Annotated in this window: 24 protein-coding genes; 18 read left to right on the plus strand and 6 right to left on the minus strand. The window is 46.9% G+C overall.

Annotated features, from left to right (window positions below; translation table 11 throughout):
- Positions 1 to 24: 24 nt before the first annotated feature.
- The 6 genes from ICC18_RS21175 to ICC18_RS21200 all read left to right on the plus strand — a co-directional run bounded on the left by ICC18_RS21175 (position 25) and on the right by ICC18_RS21200 (position 7,744).
- Entirely contained in the window at positions 25 to 846 is an 822-nt protein-coding gene (locus ICC18_RS21175; protein ID WP_188176449.1) for a creatininase family protein, read from the plus strand.
- Positions 847 to 851: 5 nt separating this feature from the next.
- Positions 852 to 1,670: an ABC transporter ATP-binding protein gene (locus tag ICC18_RS21180; RefSeq protein WP_188176450.1), complete on the plus strand. Its 819-nt coding sequence runs from the start codon at positions 852 to 854 to the stop codon at positions 1,668 to 1,670.
- Between the two features lie 17 nt (positions 1,671 to 1,687).
- Positions 1,688 to 3,025, plus strand: coding sequence for an FAD-binding oxidoreductase (locus tag ICC18_RS21185; protein ID WP_188176451.1), 1,338 nt, complete (start codon positions 1,688 to 1,690; stop codon positions 3,023 to 3,025).
- 130 nt (positions 3,026 to 3,155) lie between these two features.
- Positions 3,156 to 3,938 (plus strand): ABC transporter permease, encoded by a 783-nt coding sequence (locus tag ICC18_RS21190; RefSeq protein WP_223192761.1) that lies wholly within the window; start codon positions 3,156 to 3,158, stop codon positions 3,936 to 3,938.
- 133 nt (positions 3,939 to 4,071) lie between these two features.
- Positions 4,072 to 5,247 carry an amidohydrolase family protein gene (locus tag ICC18_RS21195; RefSeq protein ID WP_188176453.1) on the plus strand — a complete coding sequence of 392 codons (1,176 nt, stop codon included), beginning with the start codon at positions 4,072 to 4,074 and terminating at the stop codon, positions 5,245 to 5,247.
- Between the two features lie 598 nt (positions 5,248 to 5,845).
- The gene (locus ICC18_RS21200; protein WP_188176454.1) at positions 5,846 to 7,744 is read left to right on the plus strand and encodes an ATP-binding protein; all 1,899 of its coding nucleotides are present in this window, start codon (positions 5,846 to 5,848) and stop codon (positions 7,742 to 7,744) included.
- A gap of 68 nt (positions 7,745 to 7,812) precedes the next feature.
- Here the strand turns inward: ICC18_RS21200 and ICC18_RS21205 are convergent, their stop codons facing one another.
- The 3 genes from ICC18_RS21205 to ICC18_RS21215 all read right to left on the minus strand — a co-directional run bounded on the left by ICC18_RS21205 (position 7,813) and on the right by ICC18_RS21215 (position 10,068).
- A complete protein-coding gene (locus ICC18_RS21205; protein ID WP_188176455.1) occupies positions 7,813 to 8,049 on the minus strand; it encodes an NHLP leader peptide family RiPP precursor in 237 nt (78 codons plus the stop codon).
- Between the two features lie 217 nt (positions 8,050 to 8,266).
- Positions 8,267 to 9,229, minus strand: coding sequence for a hypothetical protein (locus ICC18_RS21210; protein ID WP_188176456.1), 963 nt, complete (start codon positions 9,227 to 9,229; stop codon positions 8,267 to 8,269).
- Positions 9,230 to 9,351: 122 nt separating this feature from the next.
- A complete protein-coding gene (locus ICC18_RS21215; protein WP_188176457.1) occupies positions 9,352 to 10,068 on the minus strand; it encodes a FadR/GntR family transcriptional regulator in 717 nt (238 codons plus the stop codon).
- A 112-nt stretch (positions 10,069 to 10,180) separates the two neighbouring features.
- Between ICC18_RS21215 and ICC18_RS21220 the strand changes: the two genes are divergently transcribed.
- The 4 genes from ICC18_RS21220 to ICC18_RS21235 all read left to right on the plus strand — a co-directional run bounded on the left by ICC18_RS21220 (position 10,181) and on the right by ICC18_RS21235 (position 14,220).
- Positions 10,181 to 11,596, plus strand: a complete 1,416-nt coding sequence (locus tag ICC18_RS21220; protein WP_188176458.1) for an FAD-binding oxidoreductase — start codon at positions 10,181 to 10,183, stop codon at positions 11,594 to 11,596.
- The gene (locus ICC18_RS21225; protein ID WP_188176459.1) at positions 11,593 to 12,966 is read left to right on the plus strand and encodes a (Fe-S)-binding protein; all 1,374 of its coding nucleotides are present in this window, start codon (positions 11,593 to 11,595) and stop codon (positions 12,964 to 12,966) included. The genes ICC18_RS21220 and ICC18_RS21225 overlap by 4 nt, the downstream gene beginning before the upstream one ends.
- Before the next feature lie 197 nt (positions 12,967 to 13,163).
- A complete protein-coding gene (locus ICC18_RS21230; RefSeq protein WP_188176460.1) occupies positions 13,164 to 13,610 on the plus strand; it encodes a VOC family protein in 447 nt (148 codons plus the stop codon).
- Between the two features lie 19 nt (positions 13,611 to 13,629).
- Positions 13,630 to 14,220, plus strand: coding sequence for a TetR/AcrR family transcriptional regulator (locus ICC18_RS21235; protein WP_188176461.1), 591 nt, complete (start codon positions 13,630 to 13,632; stop codon positions 14,218 to 14,220).
- Positions 14,221 to 14,265: 45 nt separating this feature from the next.
- Here the strand turns inward: ICC18_RS21235 and murQ (ICC18_RS21240) are convergent, their stop codons facing one another.
- Genes murQ (ICC18_RS21240) through ICC18_RS21250 form a run of 3 tightly spaced genes read right to left on the minus strand, consistent with a single transcriptional unit; the run spans position 14,266 to position 17,541 of the window.
- A complete protein-coding gene (murQ, locus tag ICC18_RS21240) occupies positions 14,266 to 15,174 on the minus strand; it encodes an N-acetylmuramic acid 6-phosphate etherase (RefSeq protein WP_188176462.1) in 909 nt (302 codons plus the stop codon).
- Positions 15,175 to 15,217: 43 nt separating this feature from the next.
- On the minus strand, positions 15,218 to 16,243 hold the full coding sequence (locus ICC18_RS21245; protein WP_223192744.1) for a BadF/BadG/BcrA/BcrD ATPase family protein: 1,026 nt from the start codon (positions 16,241 to 16,243) through the stop codon (positions 15,218 to 15,220).
- Entirely contained in the window at positions 16,240 to 17,541 is a 1,302-nt protein-coding gene (locus tag ICC18_RS21250) for a 6-phospho-beta-glucosidase (RefSeq protein WP_188176463.1), read from the minus strand. The genes ICC18_RS21245 and ICC18_RS21250 overlap by 4 nt, the downstream gene beginning before the upstream one ends.
- A gap of 226 nt (positions 17,542 to 17,767) precedes the next feature.
- On the opposite strand from ICC18_RS21250, the gene ICC18_RS21255 reads away from it, so the two are divergent.
- From ICC18_RS21255 to ICC18_RS21290, 8 genes are all read left to right on the plus strand, one after another.
- Complete coding sequence (locus ICC18_RS21255; protein ID WP_188176464.1) at positions 17,768 to 18,631, plus strand: MurR/RpiR family transcriptional regulator; 864 nt, start codon at positions 17,768 to 17,770, stop codon at positions 18,629 to 18,631.
- Positions 18,632 to 18,801: 170 nt separating this feature from the next.
- The gene (gene murQ, locus ICC18_RS21260) at positions 18,802 to 19,716 is read left to right on the plus strand and encodes an N-acetylmuramic acid 6-phosphate etherase (RefSeq protein WP_188176465.1); all 915 of its coding nucleotides are present in this window, start codon (positions 18,802 to 18,804) and stop codon (positions 19,714 to 19,716) included.
- Between the two features lie 33 nt (positions 19,717 to 19,749).
- Positions 19,750 to 21,204 (plus strand): ABC transporter substrate-binding protein, encoded by a 1,455-nt coding sequence (locus ICC18_RS21265; protein ID WP_188176466.1) that lies wholly within the window; start codon positions 19,750 to 19,752, stop codon positions 21,202 to 21,204.
- Between the two features lie 97 nt (positions 21,205 to 21,301).
- Positions 21,302 to 22,204, plus strand: coding sequence for a carbohydrate ABC transporter permease (locus ICC18_RS21270; RefSeq protein WP_188176645.1), 903 nt, complete (start codon positions 21,302 to 21,304; stop codon positions 22,202 to 22,204).
- Between the two features lie 16 nt (positions 22,205 to 22,220).
- Positions 22,221 to 23,081, plus strand: a complete 861-nt coding sequence (locus ICC18_RS21275) for a carbohydrate ABC transporter permease (RefSeq protein ID WP_188176467.1) — start codon at positions 22,221 to 22,223, stop codon at positions 23,079 to 23,081.
- 56 nt (positions 23,082 to 23,137) lie between these two features.
- Positions 23,138 to 24,124: a GNAT family N-acetyltransferase gene (locus tag ICC18_RS21280; protein WP_188176468.1), complete on the plus strand. Its 987-nt coding sequence runs from the start codon at positions 23,138 to 23,140 to the stop codon at positions 24,122 to 24,124.
- Positions 24,106 to 24,810 carry a PIG-L deacetylase family protein gene (locus ICC18_RS21285; protein ID WP_188176469.1) on the plus strand — a complete coding sequence of 235 codons (705 nt, stop codon included), beginning with the start codon at positions 24,106 to 24,108 and terminating at the stop codon, positions 24,808 to 24,810. Before ICC18_RS21280 ends, ICC18_RS21285 begins: the two co-directional genes overlap by 19 nt.
- A 341-nt stretch (positions 24,811 to 25,151) precedes the next feature.
- The gene (locus ICC18_RS21290) at positions 25,152 to 26,294 is read left to right on the plus strand and encodes an exo-beta-N-acetylmuramidase NamZ family protein (RefSeq protein WP_188176470.1); all 1,143 of its coding nucleotides are present in this window, start codon (positions 25,152 to 25,154) and stop codon (positions 26,292 to 26,294) included.
- The last annotated feature ends 8 nt before the right edge of the window (positions 26,295 to 26,302 follow it).

Genomic DNA, 26,302 nt, shown 5'->3' on the forward strand with positions numbered 1-26,302 from the left:
CATACTTTTCCGGAGGTGTAAATCTTGCCATTCGTACGTTATGCAGGTGCAGGTAAAGCGTGGGATCGATGCTTTTTTCCCCGATTAAGTAAAGTAGAGGTCGCGCAGCTTCCCAAAGAAGATGCACTGATCGTTCTGCCCGTTGGCGCGATTGAACAGCATGGACCGCATATGCCGGTTTTTACGGATACATTAATCTCTGAAGCGATGCTGACGGAAGCATTCGAGCATCTTCCGGAGGATGCGAATATATGGCTGCTGCCGGCTATTCCATACGGGAAAAGTACGGAGCACTTAGGACATCCGGGGACGATTTCGTTATCGGCTACAACATTAATGGCTGTTGTCATGGACATCGCCAAAAGCTTGAAAAAGAGCAGCTTCGAAAAGCTGGTTCTGGTCAATACGCATGGTGGCAATGCAGATTTGCTCAGCATGATGGCCCGCGAGATCCGCATCGAAACGGGAATGTCCGTATTCCGGTTAGACCCCGGCGGGTTAGGATCCGCTGATGAATGGATCACGCCGCAGGAGAAGCAGTACGGGATTCATGCGGGGGATATGGAAACATCAGTCGTGATGTCGGCGATGCCGCACTGGGTAGATATGAAGCAGGCACCTACCGAATTCCCTAATTATCCGGATTCACGTTACTTGCAGCTGCGTACCCGAGGTTTTGCCTGGGTGATGAACGATTTGTCCGACTCGGGTATATCTGGTGATGCCGCACAGGCTTCGGTGGAAAAGGGTCAGGCGATGCTGGATAAATATGGAAAGGATATTGCGGAGGCGCTGTTGGAATTCTCGAAGTTTAAGATGGAATCATTGAAAATGAACAGGAGCTGATGGAGATGAGCATTGATTCTTCTTTGATTGGGACACCAAGCAGCACGCCAATCCCAACCCCACAGTCCGGCAAGAGTTTCGTACGTATGGAAAATTTATCGAAGACCTATCCGAACGGAACGGTCGCGCTGCTAGATGTCAATTTGACCATTCGCGAAGGCGAGTTTCTCTGCTTCGTCGGCCCGTCGGGCTGCGGGAAGTCGACGATTTTCAAAATGATCACCGGACTCAGCGGGCCAAGCAAAGGGACGCTGGATGTATTCGGAACGACGCCGAAGGAAGCGCGTAAGCAAAGCGACATCGCTTTCGTTTTTCAGGATCATACGCTGCTGCCTTGGTCAACGGTTGAGGCCAATGTAAGGCTGCCGCTTGAGCTGCGGGGAGTCGATAAAAAGACGCAGAAGGCAGAAGCGGAACGCGTGCTGGAGCTTGTCGGTCTGAAGGATTATATGAAGGTGCTTCCCAGACAGCTCTCCGGCGGTATGAAAATGCGCGTCTCCATCGCACGTGCGCTCATATCGAGGCCAAAGCTGCTGCTCATGGATGAACCGTTCGGCGCGTTGGATGAAATTACCCGCCAAACGCTGCAAATGGAGCTGCTGAACATCTGGCAGCAGAATAAGGAGATGACGGTGCTATTTGTGACGCACAACGTGTTTGAGTCTGTTTTTCTATCAACCAGCGTTGTCGTGATGACACCCCGTCCGGGCAAAATATCGGCAACGATTGATATTCCCGTACCGTATCCGAGGGATGAGAGCTTCCGGACAAATGCTCAGTTTGGCGAGCTCGTTCGAGAAGTGTCGGCTGCTTTGGAGCACTGATGAAAGGGGAAAGGCGAATGACCGTTCAGATGAGTTGGGAAAAAGAACTGCAGGATTTGCTGGGAGAAGAGATCGTATCGTTGGATGGAGAAATAAGAGAAAAGCTTTCGAAAGACTATTATTGGTACTCTCCGGTGTTAGACCGCCAGTTAAAAGGAATGAAAGCAGCCGATGTCGTGGCATTGCCTCGCAATGAAGCTGAAGTCGCGGAAGTTCTGGCTTTCGGCTATCGCAGCGGCAAGCCTGTTACCGTTCGCGGAGCGGGTACAGGCAATTATGGTCAGGCCGTGCCGCTGCAAGGTGGGATTGTGCTCGATTTAAGCCGGATGGACGAGATTTTCGAGATCGGTCCCGGCTATGCCCGCTTGCAGTGCGGTGTCCGGCTGGCGACCATTGATAAGAAAGCCCGAGAGCTCGGGCAGGAAATTCATATCTATCCGAGCACTTATGTCAAGGCGACCGTTGGCGGTTTCGTTAGCGGCGGCTCCGGGGGTATCGGCTCCATAACGTATGGCAACCTGTGGGATGGAAACGTGTTAGAAGCTGTCATCTACACGATGGAAGAGAAGCCTCGGCGGTTAGTTGTAAACGGTGATGATTTGTTCAACTACATTCATAACTACGGAACGACAGGCATTCTGACCGAGGTGACGATTCCGCTAGCTACCCGGACCGAGTGGACGCAAGCTATTGCCCAGTTTGACAACTTCGAGCAATCGCTGCTGTTTGGCGAAGCGCTGGCGAGAGAGGAGTCCATCCGCAAACGTTTGATCGCGCCGATGGAATGGCCGATTCCATCTTACTTTATACCATTCGGTAAAGTCATTAAGGCGAATATGGCGGCGGTTATGCTTGAATTCGCTGAGGAGTCGCTTGCGCAAGTGGAAGTGCTGGCCGGTCGCTTCGGCGGTCACCTGGGTCACGTTATTGAGTCGGAAAAATATCGCAAAACGGTCGGCGTATCCGATTTTACATGGAATCATACGACACTCTGGGCGATGAAGACGGACCCGGCGATGACTTATTTGCAGGCGGGGTTCAAGCTGGACAGCTATTTGGAGCAAGTACGCATGCTGAAAGACAAATATGGCGATGAAGTTCTCCTGCACTTCGAATGGGTACGGGGCGGCGGGGTTCTCATTCCTTCCGCATTGCCGGTTGTCCGTTTTCAAAGTGAAGAGCGATTATACGAAATCATTCATTATTGCGAGTCGATCGGGGTGAGGATTTTTGATCCTCATACGTGGGTGCTGGATCACGGCGGGCGCGGTGAGGTTGGCGGCATGGAACGCAAAAAACGCCAGAATGACCCGAAAGGGCTGCTCAATCCCGGGAAAATCATTTATGAGATGTGAATGAAAGGAGAAATTTAGTATGGCGGTGGATTCAAAGTACTTGCAATTGTTACCTGATGAAATTTTCCCGGCCCGTGAGCGGGCGGCTTGGGCGGGCCGGTCACAGGATGGATCACCGGGAAATGCAATCATGGCGCTAATGAAGCATCTCGCTCCGCCACTCGTGGCATTTATCGTGTTTATCGGCGGCTGGGAGCTGATTTGCTATCTCGTCGATGCGCCGGTTTACCTGGTACCGAAGCCGTCGGATATCGTTGCGGCAGCGATAGAAAATAGAGGTGCGCTCTGGGTATCTGTTTCGACAACGACGCTCGAAGCTGTGCTCGGCTTTCTTTTAAGCATCGTTCTAGGCGTATCGGGCGCGATTCTGTTGGCGATGTCGAAATGGATTGAAAAGGGCGTCTATCCGTATGCGATTATTTTACAAACGATCCCGATCGTGGCAGTTGCCCCGCTTATCGTCATTTGGTTCGATGCAGGGATGAATGCGATCGTCATTATTGCCTTTCTGATCGGTTTTTTCCCCATGTTGTCCAATACGCTCATCGGGCTGAATTCCACCGATCAGAACATGAGCAATCTGTTCTATCTGTATAACGCCAATGCGTTTCAAACCATGTGGAAGCTGCGTATTCCGGCAGCCCTGCCATATATCGTGGCAGGTCTTAAAATCTCTTGTACTTTATCTGTCGTAGGCGCGATCGTCGGGGAGTACATCGCGGGCATCGGCGGTGGCCAAGGCGGTCTGGGGTATGCTATCACATATGCGGCCGCCCGGTTGAAGACGGCATATTTGTTCGCTTGCGGGCTTTCCGCTTCAGCGCTGGGTATTCTGTTCTTCCTCTTGGTGAATGCCTTTGCCAAATGGATGCTGAGCTCCTGGCATGAATCGGAAATGAAACGCGACAACTAAGGATAAAGCCAATTATTCGGGCAAAGGGTGAGCGCACTTGCTGGATGTAGTCGTTCGAAATGTTCGTCTTCCGGACGAAACGGGGAATGGGCAGCCTCTAATTGATGTCGGCGTGGACGGAGGTAAGATCGTCATGCTGGGCAGTGTAGAGGCTGCCGGAAAAAGAGAGATCGAGGGGAGCGGACATGTGCTGCTCCCTCCTTTTGTCGAGTCGCACATTCACCTCGACACGGTATTGACGGCAGGAGAGCCCGCCTGGAACGAGAGCGGAACGCTCTTCGAGGGCATCGGGCTCTGGCAGCGGCGCAAGCAAGCACTAACCTCTGAGGATGTGCTTGGGCGGGCGGAGCAGGTGCTTCGGATGCTGATGCTCCAAGGCGTTCTCTTCGTGAGAACGCAAGCGGACATCTCGGACCCGAAGCTGACGGCTTTGCGTGCGCTCCTCGCGCTGCGCGAGCGCGTTAAGCCCTACATGTACGTGCAAGTCATCGCCTTCCCGCAGGACGGCATCCGTGCATGCCCGGACAACGAGCAGCGCCTCGAGGAGGCGCTGCAGCTCGGCGCGGATGGCATTGGCGCCATCCCGCATCTGGAACCGACGCGCGAGGAAGGCGTCGCGTCGCTGGAGATCTGCTTCCGCCTTGCGCAGAAGCACGGCTGCTTCGTCCACGTCTTCTGCGACGAAGTTGACGATGCCCACTCCACCTTCCTCGAATCGGTGGCGCATCTCGCTATGCGCTCCGGGCTCCGGGAGCGTGTCACTGCTGCCCACGCCAGCGCGTCGGCGTATTACGGCGAAGCGTACTTCCAGAAGGTGCAGGGGATGCTGGCGCGATCGGGTGTGAACGTCGTGTGCTGCCCGCTCATTAACAGCGCCATGCAGGGGCGGTTTGAAAACTACCCAAAAGGGCGCGGAATCACGCGCATCAAGGAACTGTGGAAAGCGGGCGTCAATGTCAGCATCGCCCATGACGACATCCAGACGCCGTTCTACCCATTCGGAACGGGGAACATGCTGCAAGCAGCCCATTTGGCAGCTCATCTCGCGCATATGACTGGGCGAGAGGAAGTGGCCGAGCTCGTGCGGATGATCACCGTACGAGGGGCAAAGACGCTGCAGCTTGAGGCGTATGGAATAGCGGTCGGTCATCCCGCTAACTTCATCATGCTGGAGGGCAGCGACGCCATGGATCTCGTGCGGCGGCAGCCGGTATGCCGCTATGTTGTCAGCCACGGCCGGGTTGTGGCCGAGACACAGCCTGCGGTGAGTCGGTTGTTTGTGGCGTTGGGTGAAAGTGAACATTCATAAGAGGAAACGGATCGTACGTGCGCTATTTCTTTAAGAACCTGTTATCGAGACAGTTCTAGGAACGACGATTCGTTATTTTGTTGATATTACCTATGAAGACCCCGATTACAGTATATATCACACTGTTCTTCTTTTGAACAAATGGCTCTGTTAAACTTTGTAGTTGATTTTCTTTATTTAAGTAACGGGCCTTAAAAAGAGCGGAACTGTGAAGGTTCATTAATCACAGAAATAACGATTCTATATGAAATTTCATATAAAATCAGGCTCTTCGCTTCAATTAGAGCTTTTGTGTATGATTTTTCGAGTATATATTCTGTATGATTTTTCGAGTATATATATTGGGGAACGATAGTTTAGAATTGATCGCTAATTGTTAAGTGGTTTTTCTTATGGTTAGAAATCAACAATGAAGAATAACAAAGCCAAACAAATAAAAGAATTTAAATTTAACCAACGAACCCCTTGCGAATTGTCGCAAGGGGTTTTAGCATTATTTTCCTAAAGTTTACTATTGTTTAAGAAGGATAGTATCGAAAAACGTCGAATCTTAGAATATAATGTTATATTTTGTAATTCGCTAGGGAGGTGAATGTTTGTGAAATTGCTCCATAAATATCTCTTGATCCCTATTTTGCTTATTGTGATTAGCTATGGAATCGTTATGCCATCGGTGAAAGCTGCGGGTCGAGACGATATGAAGACAATACCGGAATGGAGTATTTTGTGGGGGGATGGGTCTGAGACGGTTGAAGAATTGATATCAACTTCTTCTAATCGAGATTGGATTACCGTTAAAGATCTCAAATCTATCCCTGGTAAACCTGATAATGTTAGTACAGCTTGGGTGAGAGTACAACTTCCGATATTACTACCGGAACATTACGGTTTCTATATAAGTGAAATTTATTCACAACATCTTTGGGTATATATTGAAAACCAACTTATAGATGAAATTTATTACAGATTTCCTTATGATGTACAAAGAATTTTATTGCCGATAAACCAAAGCGATGCTGGTAAAACTATTTACCTGAAGATGGAAACAAGCAAAGGGAGATTGGGTATAAATTCAAGTATACAGATAGAACATTTTTCCAAGTTACTGAAGAGTCTCACTATCGGTGATGTGTCAGATATTATTCTTGGATTCGCCTTTATTTTCATTGCAATCATAATGTTGATTTGTTCTTTGTTTTTGAAAAGAACTCAGCTGCACAGTTGGGTTTCGTTAAGTATGATTATTTTAACAATAGGGTTTATTTTCGTTACATTCTCGCCATCTTTATATGCAAATTTTATGAAATACGGAAGATTGTTTATTGATGTATTCGATATATCATTAGCAATCTTATTGCCAACACTTAGTTTCTATATTGAAAAAATATATGAAAATGAGAAGCTAACATTCTTAAGGCGATTTAGAAAGTTTCAAATGATGTATTCAATATTTTCATTAATTTCAATGGTAATAAATCATCTATATGATTTCAGATTTGCAAAAGCGTATTTTTTTATTTCTGTAACATTACTAGGATATATTATTTTATTTCAGCTGATTGTATTAATTGGTTTCTCTATTTTATATGCTGTAAGAGGAAATAAAGACGCTATTTTATTATCATTGGGATTTGCACTTACTGCATTAATGGGGGTGCTGGACCTTATTTGGTATTATATTAGCTCACAAACCTATCAGATATTTTTATGGAAATGGGGAGTTATAGGGTTTATTATTGCTCTCATAATAATTCTAGGAAGACGTTTTGCGGCATATCAGGAATTTATGATGAATTACTCTAAAGAACTTGAATTTTATAATCAACAACTTCAGCTATCGGAAAAAATGGAAATGATCAGTTCACTCGCTGCATCCGTTGCGCATGAAGTTAGAAATCCTCTGCAGGTAACAAGAGGGTTCTTACAACTTGTAGCAGGACGAACAGATGATAAAAATAAGGAATATATGGGGATGGCAATAGAAGAACTTGATAGAGCCTCTCAGATTATTACGGAGTTCCTGATGTTTGCTAAACCGCAAATGGATGAATTAATAGACTTAAATATCTCACAAGAATTAAAGCAAATTGAAGGTATTATTTTACCCTTAGCAACTTTACATGGAGGAAGTGTAGTTCTTAATATACCTCAGAATCTATATATTCGAGGAAATTCTTCAAAATTAAAACAAGCTTTTATGAACATTATAAAAAATAGTATAGAAGCTTTTCGTGAGGATGGACAGGTGAATATATGGGCTTATGAGCAACATGGGGAGATATTCATACATATTAAAGATAATGGTGAAGGGATAGACTCCTCGAAGTTAGCTAGATTGGGTGAACCATATTTTTCTACAAAAAAGAAAGGAACGGGTCTTGGATTAATGGTTACATTCCGAATTATAGAGGCTATGAAAGGTCGAATAATTTTCAATAGTCAAAAAAATGTAGGTACAGAAGTGGTTATTAGATTCCCTTCTTTAACATCATTTTAGGAAAAAAAAGAGGTGCTTCACTATGCATTGTGAAGCACCTCTTTTTTGGTAGATTTTATATTTTATTTTTACCAAGTATCGTTTGGAGCTGTTACACCATCTAATGATTTTTCAGGTTTTGCTGGAATAACTAAAATAAACTCATTGGAAGTTTCTTCAATCGATTTGATCACAATGTTCTCTGGAATTGCGATTCCAAATGCTTCTTTCAAAGCAACTTTAGGATTGGAAAGCAACTGTTCTTTAAATGTGGAGTCTTCCCAGGCCTTTTGGATGATTCTTGCTTTTATTCCTTCTACTGACACATAGATCACTCCTAAACAAATTGGGTATAATTACCTATAAGGAATTATACCATGCATCATGGTTATAATCTATCAAAATTCTACGTAATACGACATAAAATCTCCATTCTAGAAGGGGACACGATATTGAAGGCTTGTTTAAGTGATGCTTTTAGATTGGACAATAATTTCACCTTGAATGTCGTCTTCCGATGCGTTTTTTTATTATTTTGCAGTATCAATTTTCAACCATTTTCGACAAAAAATAGTGAAATCCGCCTAAAGCTAGAGATTGCCTATTCTTTTCTATTTGATCAGCATCAGCAAGCAATTTTTTTACTAATGAATCATGAAAAGCGTTCAGTTGCGGCATGTGTAATCCCAGCTTTACTAGTTTTTGATGGTTGGTTAATGAAATCTGCGCATAGTTGGCTAAAAAGTCATGGACGTATAAGTGGTGCCTGACCGTTTCATCTGTTATATGAGTATTCTGAGGTAATTGTAGATGGGAATGAAGCAAAGCCAATAAACAGTTGTAAGAGCCATCTCTATTATCCTGTTCCCAATCTGCCCAGTCATCCAACATCTGTAAAGTAACGAGAACAAGCTCAATAGCATATGAGACTTCTTTGACAAGATGAGGCTGATTAGAAAGTAATAGTGCTCCTGTGCTGGCGATTTTAACAGGACTTGCTTTCTTAGCGACCATTATGATGTCGTTCATAAAGTAATTAGAATTGTGTTCGTTTGTAACCGCTTCTGACCATTCCGTAACGTATTCTTCATAATACTTCCAGAATGCAAAAGAGTCAGAAGGGAATAATTCGCGGTAAATAGAGAAAAAGTGCAGATAAAATAAGTTGGCAAGCGGGAGATTATCCCTATGCTCGCCATTCGGAGAGTCCATAATATCATCCTGAATGAAGAAATAAAGCATACCGAAAATATTTGCAAGTGAAAACTTTTTAATGCTTTCCTCAGATAAAGATGTTAGATCCGTCATCCAGAAAGGAAGAAGATAACAAATGTAATTTTTGGTGCTATTTTCTTTTGTTGCATTAAATTTAGAGAGATAAGCAAGTCCAAGCTGATTTAAGGGGGCAGGAAATCTAGCGACTAATCGCTCTGATTCTTTAAAGACATCCTGCAGATGGTTGTTGTAGGTATCGAACCAAATCTTGCTGGGTCTATCTTCTGTCAATCGCTTTACCACCTTGCTTTTAGGTATTTTTACCTAAAAGCATAACATGAAGTGTTGGTGTTATCTAGCATTCTTCTCTCATATTCGACAATAATTCATGATGGCGATTACTATATTAATGTCTACCTCACTGTCATCCGCTCCAAAACCATCTCCACCTTCACTAAATGCTGCATCATCCGCTCCGATGCCAACGCCTCGTTCTGTTCCCGAATGGCCTCAAAGATTCCCGTGTGTTCCTCCAGCAGCTGCTGACCTGAAGCCAGTTCAGAAAAAAACCACAATCTGCGGGAATCGCCCATGCTTTCCTGCAGCCTCTTGGTGAGGGAGTCCATCATCTGGATAAAGAGAGTATTATGGGTCGCTTTGGCAATCTGCAGATGGAACTGCACGTCGGCTTCCTCAGAAGCTCTTTCATCCTCTAATACAACTCTCATACGTACGAGGATTTGCTCCAAATGCTCAATATCCACATCCGTTCTGCGTTTCGCGGCAAGCGAAGCGCAGCCCGACTCGATATATTTACGAATTTCAAGAATCTCTTGAAATGACTCTTTTTTATGGAAAAAATCACCGGCATCCGGCACCGGCTCCGATGGCAACACTTGGCTGACGAAGGTGCCTCCGCCATGGCGGATGTCGAGCCAGCCCATTGCTTTCAATGCGCTTAGCGCTTCGCGAATGGTGGAACGACCAACGTTAAAGCCTACGGCCAAGTCGACTACGGATGGCAGGCGATAACCCGGTTCATATTCGCCGGATTCGATGCGCTGTTTCAGCTGTGCGAGGACGATGTCCGAGCCTTTTTGCGGTTTAACGGGTTGAAAAGAAGATGACATGTCGGACCTCCAGAAATTTATATACATCTATTCAAGCATACGCTATAATGATTGAAAAGTCATCAGATGACCTGTTCACTTTGTGGAAGGTCTTACGTGAAAGGAGCTAGTCATGTTAGCTGAATCCATTCGAAAACAGCTTCGGCAAATCGTAGGAGACACTTGGTTTAAAGACGATCCCGAAGCTTTGGTTACTCACTCCTACGATGCAACGCCCATGGTACAGTCGATGCCTGACGGCGTGATTTATCCGAGCACGCGCGAGGAAGTCGCTGCGATACTCAAGCTCGCAAATGAACATAGAATCCCTATAGTCGGACGCGGGGCGGGAAGCAATCTCTGCGGAGGTACCGTTGCTGTCGAAGGCGGCATTGTTATGGTCATGAACCGAATGAATCGCTTGATCGAGATCGACCAAGACAACCTTACGGCCACGTTCCAGCCGGGTCTCAATACGAAGGAGTTTCATCTTGCGGTCGAGGCGCTTGGTTTATTTTATCCGCCGGATCCAAGCAGTATGGTCGTCTCTACGCTAGGCGGGAACATCATGGAGTGTGCGGGCGGGCTAAGAGGACTCAAATACGGCACGACCAAAGATTATGTTATCGGCTTGGAAGCGGTCTTGCCTTCAGGCGAGGTCATCCGAACAGGAGGAAAGCTATATAAAGACGTAGCGGGCTACGATTTAACCAAGTTATTGGTTGGTTCGGAAGGAACGCTTGCCATCATTACGGAAGCTACGGTCAAGCTCACTCCGGCTCCCAAGTACAAAAAAACGATGCTGGCCATGTACGAAGACATCTATGCAGCAGCGAGAACGGTCTCCGCAATTATCGGCCATCAGATTATTCCGGCAACGCTGGAATTCATCGATAACCCGACACTGCGTGTTGTGGAAGCTTTCAACAAGATTGGACTGCCGTTAAACATGGAGGCTGTTCTTCTGATCGAGCAGGATGGCAGCGACATGTCGGCGGTTGAGCAGGATATTGAAGCCATCACGCGAATTTGCCTGGAGCAGGGAGCGGCGGAAGTGAAGATTGCAGGCAGTACTCAAGAGGCTGAGAAGCTGATGATGGCGCGCCGCAGTGCGCTTTCGACGCTGGCGAGAATTCGTCCGACAACGATTCTGGAAGATGCGACGGTGCCTCGTTCCAAGATCGCGGACATGGTGATTGAAATCAACAGAATCGCCAAAAAATATGACGTGCAAATCTGCACATTCGGACACGCCGGGGATGGCAATTTGCATCCCACCTGTACGACGGATGCACGCGATCACGATGAAATTCATCGGGTGGAACAGGCGTTTGAAGAGATTTTTGATGCGGCGATCCGGATGGGCGGTACGATAACAGGGGAGCATGGCGTCGGCATGATGAAGGCGCCATATTTGGAGTGGAAGGTCGGTGCCGCAGGCATCGAACTGATGAAAGGGATCAAACGCGCGTTCGATCCGAACAATATCATGAATCCGGGCAAGATTTTTGCCAAGGAGTCACGCAAAAGGCTGGTGGTTCAGCGATGAGTGAAGCGACTTCCATCAAGCACCAATTAGCGGCAGCGAGTCCGAATCCATTGGCCGAGCGATTGAAGCTCACGCTGAACTACGATGAACTGAGCAACTGCATTCGCTGCGGTTTTTGCCAGCCGTCCTGTCCTACGTTCAAAGAGACCGGCCTGGAAGCGGCGTCACCTCGGGGGCGCATTGCACTGATGAAAGCCGTCGTGGACGATCTCATGGTTCCGGACAGCTCTTTTCAAAAACAAATGGATCTCTGCCTCGGCTGCAGAGCCTGCGAACCGGTTTGCCCAGCCGATGTGAAATACGGCCAACTGTTGGAACAAACGCGAGACGCCATCGAAAAGCATACTGATCACCGTTGGTGGATCAAACCGATCCGAAACCTGGCTTTTCAACAGCTATTCCCAAATCAAAAGAGAATGCGTTTGCTTGGTTCCGCACTCCGCCTATTCCAACGTTCCGGCATACAAAGGCTCGTACGTAAATCCGGTATGATGAATCTATTCCCGGAAACGATGAGCCAAATGGAACGAATTCTGCCTGAGGCTTCTTCCAAAGGGGTTATTGAACAGCTTGGCACTTATGTGCCGGCTGCAGGCAACCGTAAACCGATCGCCACCGTAGGGATGTTCCGAGGCTGCATCATGGATGTACTGTTCACGGAAACGAATATGAACACGGTGAAACTGCTCTCCGAAGCCGGCTTCGATGTGATCATCCCGCCAACGCAGAATTGCTGCGGCGCGCTCCACGCGCACAGTGGCGAGCTCGATCAGGCGAAGGATCTGGCGAAAAAAAATATTGATGCATTCCAAGCTTCCGGTGTCGATTACATCATCTCTAACGCAGGCGGTTGCGGAGCTTTGCTGGTCGAGTACGGCCATCTGCTGCATGACGATCCCGAGTATGCGGATGCGGCTTTAAAGTTTGCCGGGAACGTGAAGGATGTCAGCCAGATGCTGATGGAAAAAGGGAGCATACCGGAGTTCTCTATCGACAAGGCTGCTGCGAGCCATGGTCAAGTATCCATCACCTACCAAGACTCATGCCATTTGCGTAATGTCATGAAAGCTGGCAACGCTCCGCGCGATTTAATGAATCGAATCGAGGGAGCTAAGCTCGTTGAGCTGAGAGGCGCAGACCGCTGCTGCGGTTCGGCGGGGATCTATAATCTGGTGCAGCCGGAGATGTCGATGGACATTCTTGATCATAAAATGGAGCATGTGAAAGAAACGCACGCGCACTATTTGCTCACCAGCAACCCGGGCTGCTTGCTGCAGATGAAGCTGGGCATTGAGAGAGAGCAAATGTCCGGGCAGATGAAGGCCGTGCATATTGTGGACTTTTTATACGAGCATTTAGCCAACAATTAAAAGCATAGTTAATCTAAAACGGATCGAGTGCGAAAGCTCGGTCCGTTTTAATCGATAAGCCAGAGCCGCCTTCACTGAAAATTAGAAGACATTTTCCCGTGGGATCGAATCAAATTCGTTTTCACCATTGACATACATTCTGTATGTATGTCAAAATGCAATTATCACTTACTACCTTAAAAGGAGAGGTTCATCCCATGAAAACAGTTAGTTTCTATCCCGTCATTCTGACGGAGCAGGTCACGGTCAGCTCAGCATTTTATAAGGAATACTTTGGCTTCGATCCGGTTTTCGAGGCAGAATGGTACGTCAGCATGAAGAATTCCAATCAGGAAGCGTCATTCGAGCTAGCGATTCTCGATGCTGCCCACCCTACGGTACCCGAAGCTTCTCGGCGTTCTGTACAGGGGCTGATTCTGAACTTCGAAGTCGATAATGTGGATGCGGAATACGAGCGACTTATACGTCAAGCGAAGCTGCCCTTGCATCTCGATATTCGCGATGAAGAGTTTGGTCAGCGGCATTTCATCACATCTGACCCTAATGGCGTGCTTATCGACGTCATCACCATGATCCCGCCATCCGAAGCTTATAGCAGACAATATACGGAGAACGTTTGGTCGGGCAACGAAAGCGGCATATAGACAGGAGCTAAAGTATTGCATGAGAATAACCAAAGCCGAACAAAAGAAAATGACGATCAAGCGGTTAACGGAAGTTGCCAGAACCTATTTCTCCGAAAAAGGTTACGCCGACGCTTCCATGGAGGAAATGGTCAAGGAAGCCGGACTGACTCGAGGGGCGCTGTATCACCATTTCGGCAGCAAGGAAGGAATCTTCCATGCTGTGCTCGAATCCGTGCAGCAAGAGATCGCAGAACGAGTTGAAGCCGAGGCGGCGACAAGCGAAGATCCATGGGAACAGTTGCTTCTCGGGTGCCGCGCGTTCGTCGCAGCCGCGGTAGAGCCGCGAAACAGGCGGATTCTGCTTCTGGATGGTCCCTCTGCGCTCGGATGGGACGTTTGGCGCAAAATGGACGAGCAGAATTCCATGAGCTTATTGCGGGATCAGCTCCATGGCATGGAGCAGCAGGGCTGCCTAAAGACCGTCTCCATCGACGCTTTGACTCATCTTCTTTCCGGCGCCATGAACGAGGCCGTTCTTTGGATCGCGCAAATGCCGGACCAACAGCAATCGCTGGAGGAAACGACGACGGCGATAGCGCTGATGCTTGAGGGATTCAGGGCAAAATAAATGAAATCCGCCCCTGCCCCGGGACGGATTTCATCAAAGTCATTATTATTGCTCAGCAAGCCTAATTGCCTGACGTACGAAGCCATCTGTCTGATTAAGCATAAGACGTGCCTCGGCAACGCTGGCGTTAGCCAAGATCATGACGATCGCTGTTTTTACATGGCCATCCGCTTCCGTAAAAGCGGCGTTCACTTCGTCTTCGGATGCGCCTGTTGCCATACGGATAATCCGTTTGGAGCGGAACACCAATTTCTCATTGGATGGATTGAGGTCCACCATCAGGTTTTGATACACTTTGCCAATCCGGATCATCGCCGACGTGGAGAGCATGTTCAGAATCAGTTTTTGCGCTGTGCCTGATTTCATGCGCGTAGAGCCGAGGATCACCTCGGGGCCGACGACGGCTTCAAGCATAAGCTGTGAAATTTCTACCATTGGCGTGCCATAATTATTGCACAGCCCGATCACCGTAGCTCCTAGTTCGCGCGAACGTTTCATAGCGCCAAGCACATAAGGTGTACGACCGCTTGCAGCAATACCCACGACCACATCACGCTTTCCGACGCCATGAATATCCATATCCTGTGCGCCTAGCTCCTCGTTATCTTCCGCCCCTTCCACTGCATCTTTGATAGCTCTCTCACCGCCGGCGATGAGGCCTTGAACCATGGAAGGCTCTGTCCCAAACGTCGGCGGACATTCAGAGGCATCGAGGATTCCGATTCTTCCGCTGGTCCCGGCTCCTACATAGATCAGCCGCCCCCCATTGCGAAAGGCCTCTACGATATTATCGGCCGCTTGGGCGATCTGAGGAAGGATGCCTTGAATGGCATCGGCGACCCCGCGATCTTCTTCATTGATCAGCGTGACAATCTGCTCGGAGGTAAGTTGATCGATATTACTTGTTTTGCTATTCGGTTGCTCGGTCGTTAATTCATTTAATAAATGCTTCATCAACGGACACTCCTCTTCATTCAATTATGGATCCGGATTTGGCTCAAAGTCCGTTGGATTCTAGTTTTTGGATAAATTCCACTGCATCAATGACTTTGCTGCGAGTATCCGGATTTACTGGACGACCATAGGCAAGTTCAAGTGCCCATAGAACTGCGCCTGTGGCGGGCGGTACTTGAAGAAGAATGTAATTACAATGATGATTGGTCAACTTCGCAATATAGTTTTTGTAATTTTGAAGCAGCAGAGGGCTTTCCGCTTTGACCCATACAGAACCCGCGAGAATGATATCGACTTCATGGCCAAAATCCAGATTATGCATACAGCCTACAGTGGAATACGCCAGTTGTTTGGCAGTGTTATCCAGAATATGAAGTGCAACGGAGTCCCCGACATTTGCAGCAGCAAACATGATTTGCACCAGCTTTGTATGGGGGAGTGTTCGCCCTAGCATCCCGTTAAGCGCGTTTTCAATGAATAATTCTTTGCTGGAAACTTGCAGAAGTTCCATGACGGGTTCCGTCATCTGAGTTTCCGGTCCCATCCGGTAGAAAAAGTCGTACACGGCCCGCAGCACCTTTCTTGCGAGAAAAAAACCTCCAGCCTCATCGCCGGACAGCTCGCTGCCCACACCGCCTACCTGAAGCCGTATTCCGCTTGGAGAGATGCCGCCGGTCGAGGAGCCGGAGCCATTAATGGAGCAAATGCCGAACCCCTTTTCACTGCCGGCTTTAACCCCCAGAAAAGAGTCGTTGTCCACGGCGTAGTGAGTAAAGCCGATACGTTCAATGACGTTGCACAGATTTTCCTTTTGAGATCGAATATCCGCACCAGCCAAGCCGAATGCGCCGGCCGCAATATCGTTCATGGATAATTGATTGCGCGTGAGCAAATGTTGTATATTCTCATTCATGATACGGAACGTGCTTGTATATGCATCTGGGAATTGCTCATGGCTGCATGTGCCTGTGTGAATGTGATCGACAAAGTTCCCTTGAAGATCGAACAGAAAGTAGTCCGTTTTGCTGTTTCCGCCATCAACGCCTACGATATAGTTTTTGTTTATCATTTCTGCGTCTCTTTAGCGAAAAACAGCGGGAGATAGTCCTTATGCGCTTCTTTCAATTCATTGAAGCAGTTAAGTGCGGCATTGTAATCTCCAACCAAGGGGTTCATCAATAGGGCGCGCATTGCAGCATCTTCGCTGCCGCTGACTGCAGCAGCCACAGTCTCGCGCTCATAGGCTTTGACCATGCGCATATAATCAATGATATGTTTATTGCGGAAATCGTGAACTTTGATCGGTTCGGCGCCGTCTTTACCAATAACCGCACAAACTTCAACGGCATCGGAGTCCTCCATGAAATCCAGCGCGCCTTTATTCAGAAGGTTGACGACATGTATCTCTTGTTTGTCATTATAGATGGCATCCACCAGACTGATGGCCACTTCAGAGTAATTAGCGCCTCCGCGGGTGGATAGAAGATCCGGCTTGGTATGCAGTTGGGAATCAGAATAAATATTCAGAAGCTCCTCCTCAATCTGCATGCATTTCTCGCCTCGCGTCAATTCACTTTCTTTCAGCAAATTAAGCTTCTTATCTTTAAAATAGTAATATTCCAGATAAGAAGACGGAATGGCCCCCGCCATTTGAACCAGCTCTTTGCTAAATCCGCTTGAAGGAATATTCTTCATCGCTTCACTATTTAGTCCCATTTCCAGAGCAGTTTTCAAATAATCCTTACCGTCTTGCTCAATGGCCGTAATCCAGCTTAGATGATTAAGTCCGACATAAGTAAAGCTGGCATGCTCCGCTTGCAGCGTTTCACGAATGCTTTTGAACATGTTGAAAGGAACATTGCACAGACCAAGCATCTTCACACCGGAATGGTTCAGCAGAGCTTCTGTAATAATTCCTGCCGGATTGGAGAAGTTGATGAGCCAAGCATCCGGACATAGCTCTTTCATACGCTGTGCAATATGAAGCATCACGGGAATGGTGCGCATGGCTTTAAAAAATCCGCCGATACCGCAGGTTTCCTGACCGATTAAATTGTATTTCAGGGGGATGGTCTCATCGAGCACTCTCGCAGGCAGCTTGCCTACGCGGATTTGACACAGCACAAAGCTGGCATTCAGCAGCGCTTCATCCAAGTTTTGAGTCATGACTACCCGGCAAGGAAGATTCTCCGTCTGTATCATACGTTTGCAAATTCCGCCCACAATTTCCAGTTTTCTCGCATCAATATCCATAAGCACCAGCTCATCTATGGGTAATATATCTTTCCGCTTAATCATGCCTTCAATTAGTTCCGGGGTGTATGTGCTGCCTGATCCGATAATGGCTATTTTCAATTTATTACTCATCCAATAATCCACCCTTCTGCAACTCAATCTCGACGCAATTATAGCATTGCTTTCCGAAGGTCTGCAATAAAAATTAGAAATAAAATTTTATTATGACTAATTTATTTGAAATAAATTTTCTTTAATTTTCTTTTTCTATTTCATCATGAATCTTGTTTTTTTGGAAGATTACACTTATTATGAAATTAAATTTCATAACTTGAATCTATGATGAGTAGGGATACCAATGTCGATTAATGATAATATTTTAATTAAAATTCGTGATATGAAGGATAGCCTGACGCCCGTAGAGAAACTGGTAGCAGAATATATCCTGGAGAATGTGGAGGAAATCCCGCATCTTTCGATTAAAAACCTTGCTCAACTGACGAAAACCAGTGACGCATCTGTTCTTCGTTTCTGTAAAACAATGGGTTATAAAGGTTACCGCAACTTTATCGTTAGTATTTCTGCATCGCTTGGATCCATGGACGAGGAGCAGAAGGACCAGTACACCGATATTCAACCCGGGGATGACCTGTCCACGATCATTTCGAATATCGCCCTGAATAATTGCAAGTCCATTGAAGACACGCTCAGTGTCATTGACAAGAATGAAATAGCCCGTGCTGTTAAAGTGCTGCGCGAAAGTAAACGTATTGCATTTTTTGGTATCGGCGCTTCCGGTTTGGTCGGTATTGATGCGGAGCAGAAATTTTCGCGGATAAACAAGATGTGCCACACCTATACGGACGGGCACAGTCAGCTTACTGCTGCAACACTTCTGGATAAAAATGATGTGGCCATCTTCATTTCGAATTCCGGCACGACGATGGAAATTCTTGATTCGCTCGAAATAGCTAAGAAGAATGGCGCATGCATTATTGCCATTACGAAATATAATAAAAGCGAATTGGCGGTTAAGGCGAATATCGCGCTGAGCATCTCTACACCGGAGGTCACGATCAGAAGCGGGGCCATGGGTTCGCGAATTGCCATGCTTACCGTTATTGATATTCTTTTTGCTGGGGTAGCTAGTGCGGAATACAAGAATGTGAAGAAGTATCTGGCCAAAACTCACGATATTATCGCCAGTAAACATCGCAAATAAATGAAGCGGCATCGGCTTATCAGTTAAAGCCGGTGTCTTTTTTGTTTAAATAAACAAAAAATTAAACATATTTTTCAATAAGAAATAAAATTTCAAAAACTGTTGACCAATATGAAATTTTTCGTTAGTATGAGTATAGAAATTGAGAAAAGCAGGATAGGAGGATGGCTATGGATGAGTATCTGTCGGGATTGACTACGGAAAAGATCAACGAGAGAACACTGATGATAGATGAATGTACGACTGAACAAATGTTGCGTCTAATGAATGAGCAGGACGCTATAGTGCCTAATGCAGTGGCAGCAGAAATACCGCAAATCATGAAAGCAGTCGATATTTTGCATCATGTGCTTAAAAACGGCGGCAGAATGTTTTACGTAGGGGCAGGATCTTCTGGCAGACTCGGAGTGCTCGACGCATCGGAATGTCCTCCTACTTTCGGCATTGATCCATGGGTTGTGCAGGGACATATTGCCGGAGGCGATGGGGCACTGAGACTGGCTGTTGAAGGTTATGAAGACAATGCGGAGGAGGGGATCGCGCTCATTGAGCGATGCGGCGTGACGGCGCAGGATGCAGTCATTGGAATTACGGCTAGCGGAAGCGCACAATTCGTCATTGCGAGCTTGAAGAAGGCTAAGGAAATTGGAGCTGCAACGATAGGTGTAGTCAATAACATCAATTCCAAATTGGAGCCTGTCTGCGATGTGTGTATTGCGCCCGTGGTTGGACCGGAAGTCATTATGGGATCTACCCGATTGAAAGCGGGGACGGCACAGAAGCTGGTTCTCAACATGCTTACTACCTGTACAATGGTGAAACTCGGTAAGACGTATAACAACCTTATGGTTGACATGAAAGCAAGCAATAATAAATTATATGATCGTTCCGTTCGTATCATTCAGGCAGCAACGGGGGTAGACGACGTCACGGCTATTTCGTATTTAGAGAGCGCTTCCATGAACTGTAAATTAGCGATTATGATGATCAAAACCGGTTTGGATGCCGCGGAAGCCGAACGAAAATTGGCTGAGTGCGACGGCAGTTTGAAAACAGCAATACGCACCTATAGCGAAGTTGTATAAACGGTATAAACATTTATTGGGAGGTCATTTCGAATGAAAAGAAAAATGCCCGTATTTGCATCTGCCTTGGCTTTAACTATGGCTTTAACAGCTTGTAGCGGCACTTCCGGCAATGCCGGAACGAAAGAAACGAGTTCGCCCGCCCCAGGCAGCAGCGCACCTGCCGCAACTGCCGCAGCCTCTGCTGCCAAAGATACCATCACCGCTTTGCTTCCTCCTGTTTCCCCGAACTACCAAAAGAATTTTGATCAAATGGCGAAAGATTTTAACGCGCTGTATCCGAACCTGACACTGAAAATCGAACCGGCAGGCTGGGAAGATGTGAAACAGAAGCTGGATACGCAAGTTAATGCAGGCAGCCCGCCGGATATTGCTTTTGGCGGTTCCGACAGCATTCCTAAGTATATACAGCAAGGCTTACTCATGGACATCTCTGATACAGTAACTCCGGAAATGGTGTCCGATTATGATAAAGCCCCGCTCGAATACATGAAGAACGGGAAAGGGCTATACGGCTTCCCGGCATATATGGAAGTTCACGCGCTTGGCGGGAACAAACCGTTTTTGGAAAAGGCCGGAATTGACTGGAAGAAAGTACAGCAAAACGGCTGGACTTACGAAGAGTTCCGTGAAGCGATCAAAAAAGGCGTCGTAACTGAAAACGGCAAAACCCGCTACGGTTTCGTATTCGCAGTCAAGGGCGTTGCTGCGGTAGACTACTTGGGTATCATGGCGAAAAATGCCGGTATGCCACACGCGTTTAACAAAGATTTGAAATATGCATATACGAGCAAAAACTACCTGGGATTGCTTAAAGACCTTCGTCAGCTGATTGATGACGGCTCCATGCCGAAAGAGCTTAGCTCCGTAGACGCCGGTAAACGCTGGAACATGTTCTTGACAGGTCAAACGATGATTACGGGTAAAGGTATTGCCGTGTTTGAAAATTCCGGTAAAAATAATAACAAAAAGCTTGAAGCGAAAGATGCCAGCGCTGTAAAAGACAGCATTCCAGTTGATTATGTCGTATTGCCTGCTCCTACGTTCCAAGGCGCAAAAGCATCATCTGCTACAGTAGTTGACGGCTATTTGACTTTCCGCGGTAAAAAGGAGCCGACTCCAGAACACAAGGCAAATGTGATTAAAGCAGCTTATTTTTTAGCTAGCGGTAAAGTCGCAGCAACGACGAACAACGATCTGTTTGCAGCACACATCACTCAAAGCGCGAAAAAAGAAGCTGCAAACATGAAAATCGACAGAAATCCGGACAACATTGCTGCTGTTGACAATATGTTGAAAAACGCAACGCCGGCTCGTTCCGATATCCCGACTGAATTAGCCGCAAAAGCGATTAAATTAGAAACCGAAGTGATCGTACCTAAGTTCCAGGGGCTACTCGCAGGCGAAGTTACTCCTGAAGCTATGTATGAAGCCGTGAAAACCGCTGCTATTGCGGCGTTCGGCGCAGACGGTGTAGTGAAGGACTAAGAATAAGAGTAAGTTTCAACCTTCGGATAGTTGTGTGCCATTTGCACAGCTATCCGAACTATTTTAAACCGAGTTTGCCGAAACGGGGTTTGACATGATGGATAATATCGCAAAGCCGATGAAAAGAAGGAGAATCAAAGGAGAAGGAACTTGGGGATATGCGTTCATTGCCGTCGCTTTGGTCGTTTTTGCGATGTTTACCGCATACCCGGTCGTTAGCGCCTTTATTATTAGTCTTCAAGAATACAAGCCGCTCGGTTCCACCTTTGTTGGATTCGACAATTATAACAATACGTTTAAAGATACGTTGTTCTGGAAAGCAATGCGCAATACCGTTGTCTACACCATTTTGACCGTACCCGTCAACTTGTTCTTGTCGTTGATCATTGCCATTTTGATTCTGCCGCTCAGGAAAAAAACGCAGTCATTCTTTAAAGGCGTTTATTATTTGCCCGTCGTTGCTTCTGGCGTTGCCTTGTCGGTCGTGTGGCTGTGGATCTTCGATCCCATGAAGGGCGGCATTTTAAATCAGTTTATCGGTTTCTTCGGCATCAGCAATCAGAACTGGCTTGGCACAAGCAACACAGCGATGTTCTCTTTGGTTCTGATGTCCTGGCTGTCCAGTCATGGCACCAGCATTATCATTTACCTGGCCGGATTAATCGGCATTGATGAGACTTATTACGAGGCGGCGGAGCTGGATGGGGCGAATTTCCTTCAAAAGCTGTGGCACATTGTCGTTCCGTGTCTGAAGCCCGCTACACTGTTTCTGCTCGTGACCGGTGTGATCGGTTCGTTCCAGGTGTTCCAAAACGCATTTCTGATGACCGGCGGAGGACCGGATAATGCGACGACCATGGTTGGCTTGCTGATTTTCAACAATGCGTTCACCTATTTCGATTTCGGCAAAGCTGCAGCGCAGTCTTTGATTTTGGCTCTCATCATTGCCGCAATTTCGCTGATTCAATTCAAGTACGCAGGAAAAGACGTCGAGTATTAAGAGAGGGGGATATGAAATGGCATTATACAGCAATCATACGGGAAATCCAAAAGTAAAAACCATCAGAAACTCGGTCATTTTTATTGCCCTTCTGCTTTTTGCTTTGGCGACGATATTTCCGATTTATTTTATGATTATCTCATCATTGGGCGATCCGGTCGAGGCCGGGGCAGTGGAATATTCCATTTTCCCGAGCAAGATTACGCTTGATTCCTACAAGTTTTTCTTCGATTTCAGCGAGTATTCCTACCGGTGGATTTTAAACTCGCTGATCGTGGCCACTACGGTCATGGTTTCCAACGTGCTCTTTGCCAGCATGGCCGGATACGCATTCTCCAAGCTCCGCTTTAAGGGAAGAGGAGTGCTGTTTTCCATGCTGCTCGTATCAATGATGATCCCGTATCAAGTGACCCAGGTGCCGCTCTATATTTTAATGGTTAACGTGTTTGAACTGCAGAATACTTACAGCGCGTTAATTTTGCCCGGTATTGTTACGGTCTACAATATTTTTCTCGCTAAGCAATTTATGAGCAGCATTCCGTCCGAAATTCTGGAGTGCGCAAAAATTGAGGGGTGCAGCCAGTTCCAGATCTACTGGAGAATCATACTTCCTTTATCCAAAACCGTTTTGGCCGTTATGGCGATTCTCACGTTCATGGACAGCTGGAATACGTTCTTCTGGCCGCTTCTTGTCACCAATTCAATGGAAATGCAAACGATCCAGGTCGGCTTGAAAAACTTCCGTTTCGCCAATACGACATATATCGGGCCTATGATGGCAGGTGCTACGATTTCTGCGCTGCCCATGTTTATTCTTTTCTTCAGCTTGCAAAGGTACTTCTTGGAGGGTGTAACCGTTGGAGCGGTGAAGGGCTAAAAAAGCCGGCACACGCTCACATCGAATTCCTACACGGGTGGAGGTATCACGTCATCATGATCGTGACATGGGATGATCAGTACACGCATGCGGTCATTGCATTATGGAACGAGGAAGCCGTCAAGGAAGGATATAAGGAGCTCATAGAAAAGAGCTTCAAAGACATCTTTTGGTCCAACCCTTACTTTGACAAGGAAAATACATTTATCTTACTGGTAGATGATCAAGTCAAAGGGTTTGCTTGCGGGTGTACAGGGGATGACCTCCCCCTCGGGAATGTGGCCGGATATATCACTTGCATCGTTTTGTCTGATGGCTGGAAAACGGATGCCAATTACAAGTTAATGTTAGATGCGCTGGAGCACCGCTTTCGGCATCTAGGAAAGAAGCAAGCGGATGTTCTGTTCTTTAATCCGATGATGCTGCCATGGTATATCCCGGGTACACCTAAACATGAACACAACAATGCACCGGGAGTTCCGATAGATAGCCGGTTATATGAGTTCCTGCTCAGTCAGGGATATGTGGAGCGGGCCAAAGAGTGCGCTATGCATTTAAATCTGGAAGGGTTCAACATTCCGGACGATATCAGAGCCAAAGAAGACAGAGCAGCTGCCGAAGGATACAAGGTGGAGCTGTTCGACCCTTCTCTGCACCACGGCGTGGATGAAATGTTACATGCATTGAATAATCCGTTATGGCAGAGGGAAATCGGGCGCTCGACTTCAGATAGTGTGCCAGTGGTCATTGCGGCTCATCAAGGCAAAGCCGTCGGATTTGCCGGTCCGGTCATTCGGCAGGAGAATGGACGCGGCTATTTTGCCGGCATCGGCGTGCACCCCGATCATGAAGGACACGGACTGGGAAGTATACTTTTCTTTAAGCTATGCGAGGCCTTTCGGGACATTCAGACGGAATATATGTCGCTCTATACCGGTAGCACGAATCCGGCTATCCGTATTTACGAGAAGGCTGGTTTTAAAACCGTCAAACAGTTTTCAGTCATGAGAAGGGAGCTTGTACGATGGGCGAAGATAAGGTAACGATTCTGGCAATCGGCGGTCATGTGGGCGATATGGAGCTAACGGCAGGGGGCGTACTGGCAAACCATTCTCTGAAGGGCGACCGTATCGTGACATTAGCGCTGACAGCAGGCGAACGCGGAGTTCCCGCTGGCCAGAATATGTCCGAATACCGCGAGCAGAAGGTGAATGAAGCAAAGGCTTTTGCCGAGATGCTCGGCGGCGAAGCGATCGTCTTTGATATCCCGGATGGAGAGCTGCAGGACGATCAAGATATGCGCTTCAAGGTGTGCGACGTTATTCGCCAGGTGCGTCCGAACATCATCATTACGCATTTTAAAAACAGCATGCATAAGGATCATATGACGACGCATCGCATAGTGAATGATGCACGCTTTTTTGCCGCCTTGCCGACGTTCGATCGGGAGCTTCCAGCCCATTTTGCATCCAGACTGTATTATGCCGAGAACTGGGAGGATGCCGTCGACTTTCGGCCGTACGTTTATGTGGATTTTTCCGAAGAAGCCTATGATTTATGGGTGAAGGCCGTGTCCTTGCATTGGTTCGTTACGGGCAGCAAATCCTTCCCTTATTTGGAATACTACAAGCATTTAGTTCGAGTTCGCGGTATTGAAGCCAGAAAGCAATATGCGCAAACATTCATGATTCCGGAAGAAACCATGCGTGTATTGAAAAGTGAATTATAGAACAGAATTATTAAATCATAAACAGCCTCTAAACGCGGTCGTTCGTTTTTGAACGGCCTCCGATAGAGGTTTTCTCACATAAGAAAACTTCCAGAATACTTTTTTCCAGCCAAAAGTGCCTGTTTTTTTATCAAATATGCTTTCCGAGAAGAAAACACTGCACAAAGTGCCGTAAATTCAGCTAGCTAAGAGGATTTTCCATGTTTTAAGCTCAAATACCGGCACAAAATGCATGTAAATGACTGAAAGAGGCTGTTAGACCAAAATTAACAGCATGAAATGCTGTTTGTTTCAAAACGGCACAATATTTTTATTAACCAGCACGTATTAGGGAGGAAGCGATGATCCGAAACGGTATCGATTGCATTGGGCAGTATGCCCATTTATTCAAAGGGAAACGATTGGGACTGATTACGGCACCTACCGGGTTAACCGGTAATTATGTAACCACGATTCAAATTCTCCATGAGAATTTCAATCTGGTTGCTCTGTTTTCACCGGAACATGGTGTACGTGGAGATCAAGCTGCCGGGGCTCTGGTGGAGACTTATCTAGATCCAATGACGAATATCCCGGTGTACAGCTTGTACCGTAAGGATTCCAAACGTCTGAGCAAGGAAATGCTGGATGAAGTCGATATGGTGGTCTATGATATTCAGGATGTGGGAACACGGTATTATACTTTTATATATACCATGCTGTATGCTTTGGAAGACTGTGCGAAAGCGGGCAAAGAGTTCGTCGTTCTGGACCGGATCAACCCGCTGGATGGGGTGACGGTAGAAGGCAACATTCTAAAGCAGGAATACCAATCTTTTGTCGGCAACTATCCGCTTTGTGTTCGTTACGGTCTGACAACTGGCGAAGTGGCGAGTATGGCTAACGACCAAATGGATTGGAATGGAAAACTGCATGTAGTGCCTGTCGACGGCTGGGAGCGAAAGATGCAATTTCCCGAAACGGGACGCCTCTGGATCATGCCTTCCTTGGGGATTCCCCGGTTTGAAACGGCACTGCTGTATCCTGGCAGCTGTATATTTGAAGGTACCAACATTTCGGAGGGCAGAGGCACCACGGTTCCTTTCGAAGTGGTAGGAGCGCCGTTCATCGACGCGCAAAAGCTGGCGGATGAAATGAACGGCAAGAAACTGCCGGGCGTCTTTTTCCGTCCTGTTTATTTTAAGCCAACTTTTTCCAAATTTCAGGGGGAACCATGCAGCGGAGTACAGATTCATGTGCTGGATGCCCGTATGATTCAGCCTTTGGAAACAGGCATTACGCTGATGCATACCATCAAAACGAATTATGAACAGTTTTCATTTCTGCCTCCAGTGAAGGAGGGCTCGAGACCATTTATTGATTTATTGTGCGGAGACAAGTTGTACCGTGATGATACGGTTGACCTTCCGGATTTGCTGGAGCGATTTCGTGAAGAAAGCCGCGAATTTGCGCAAATGAAACAGCAGTATCACTTGTATAAGTAAATGCTTGC

Source organism: Paenibacillus sedimenti (assembly GCF_014534655.1).
Lineage (GTDB): Bacteria > Bacillota > Bacilli > Paenibacillales > NBRC-103111 > Paenibacillus_E > Paenibacillus_E sedimenti.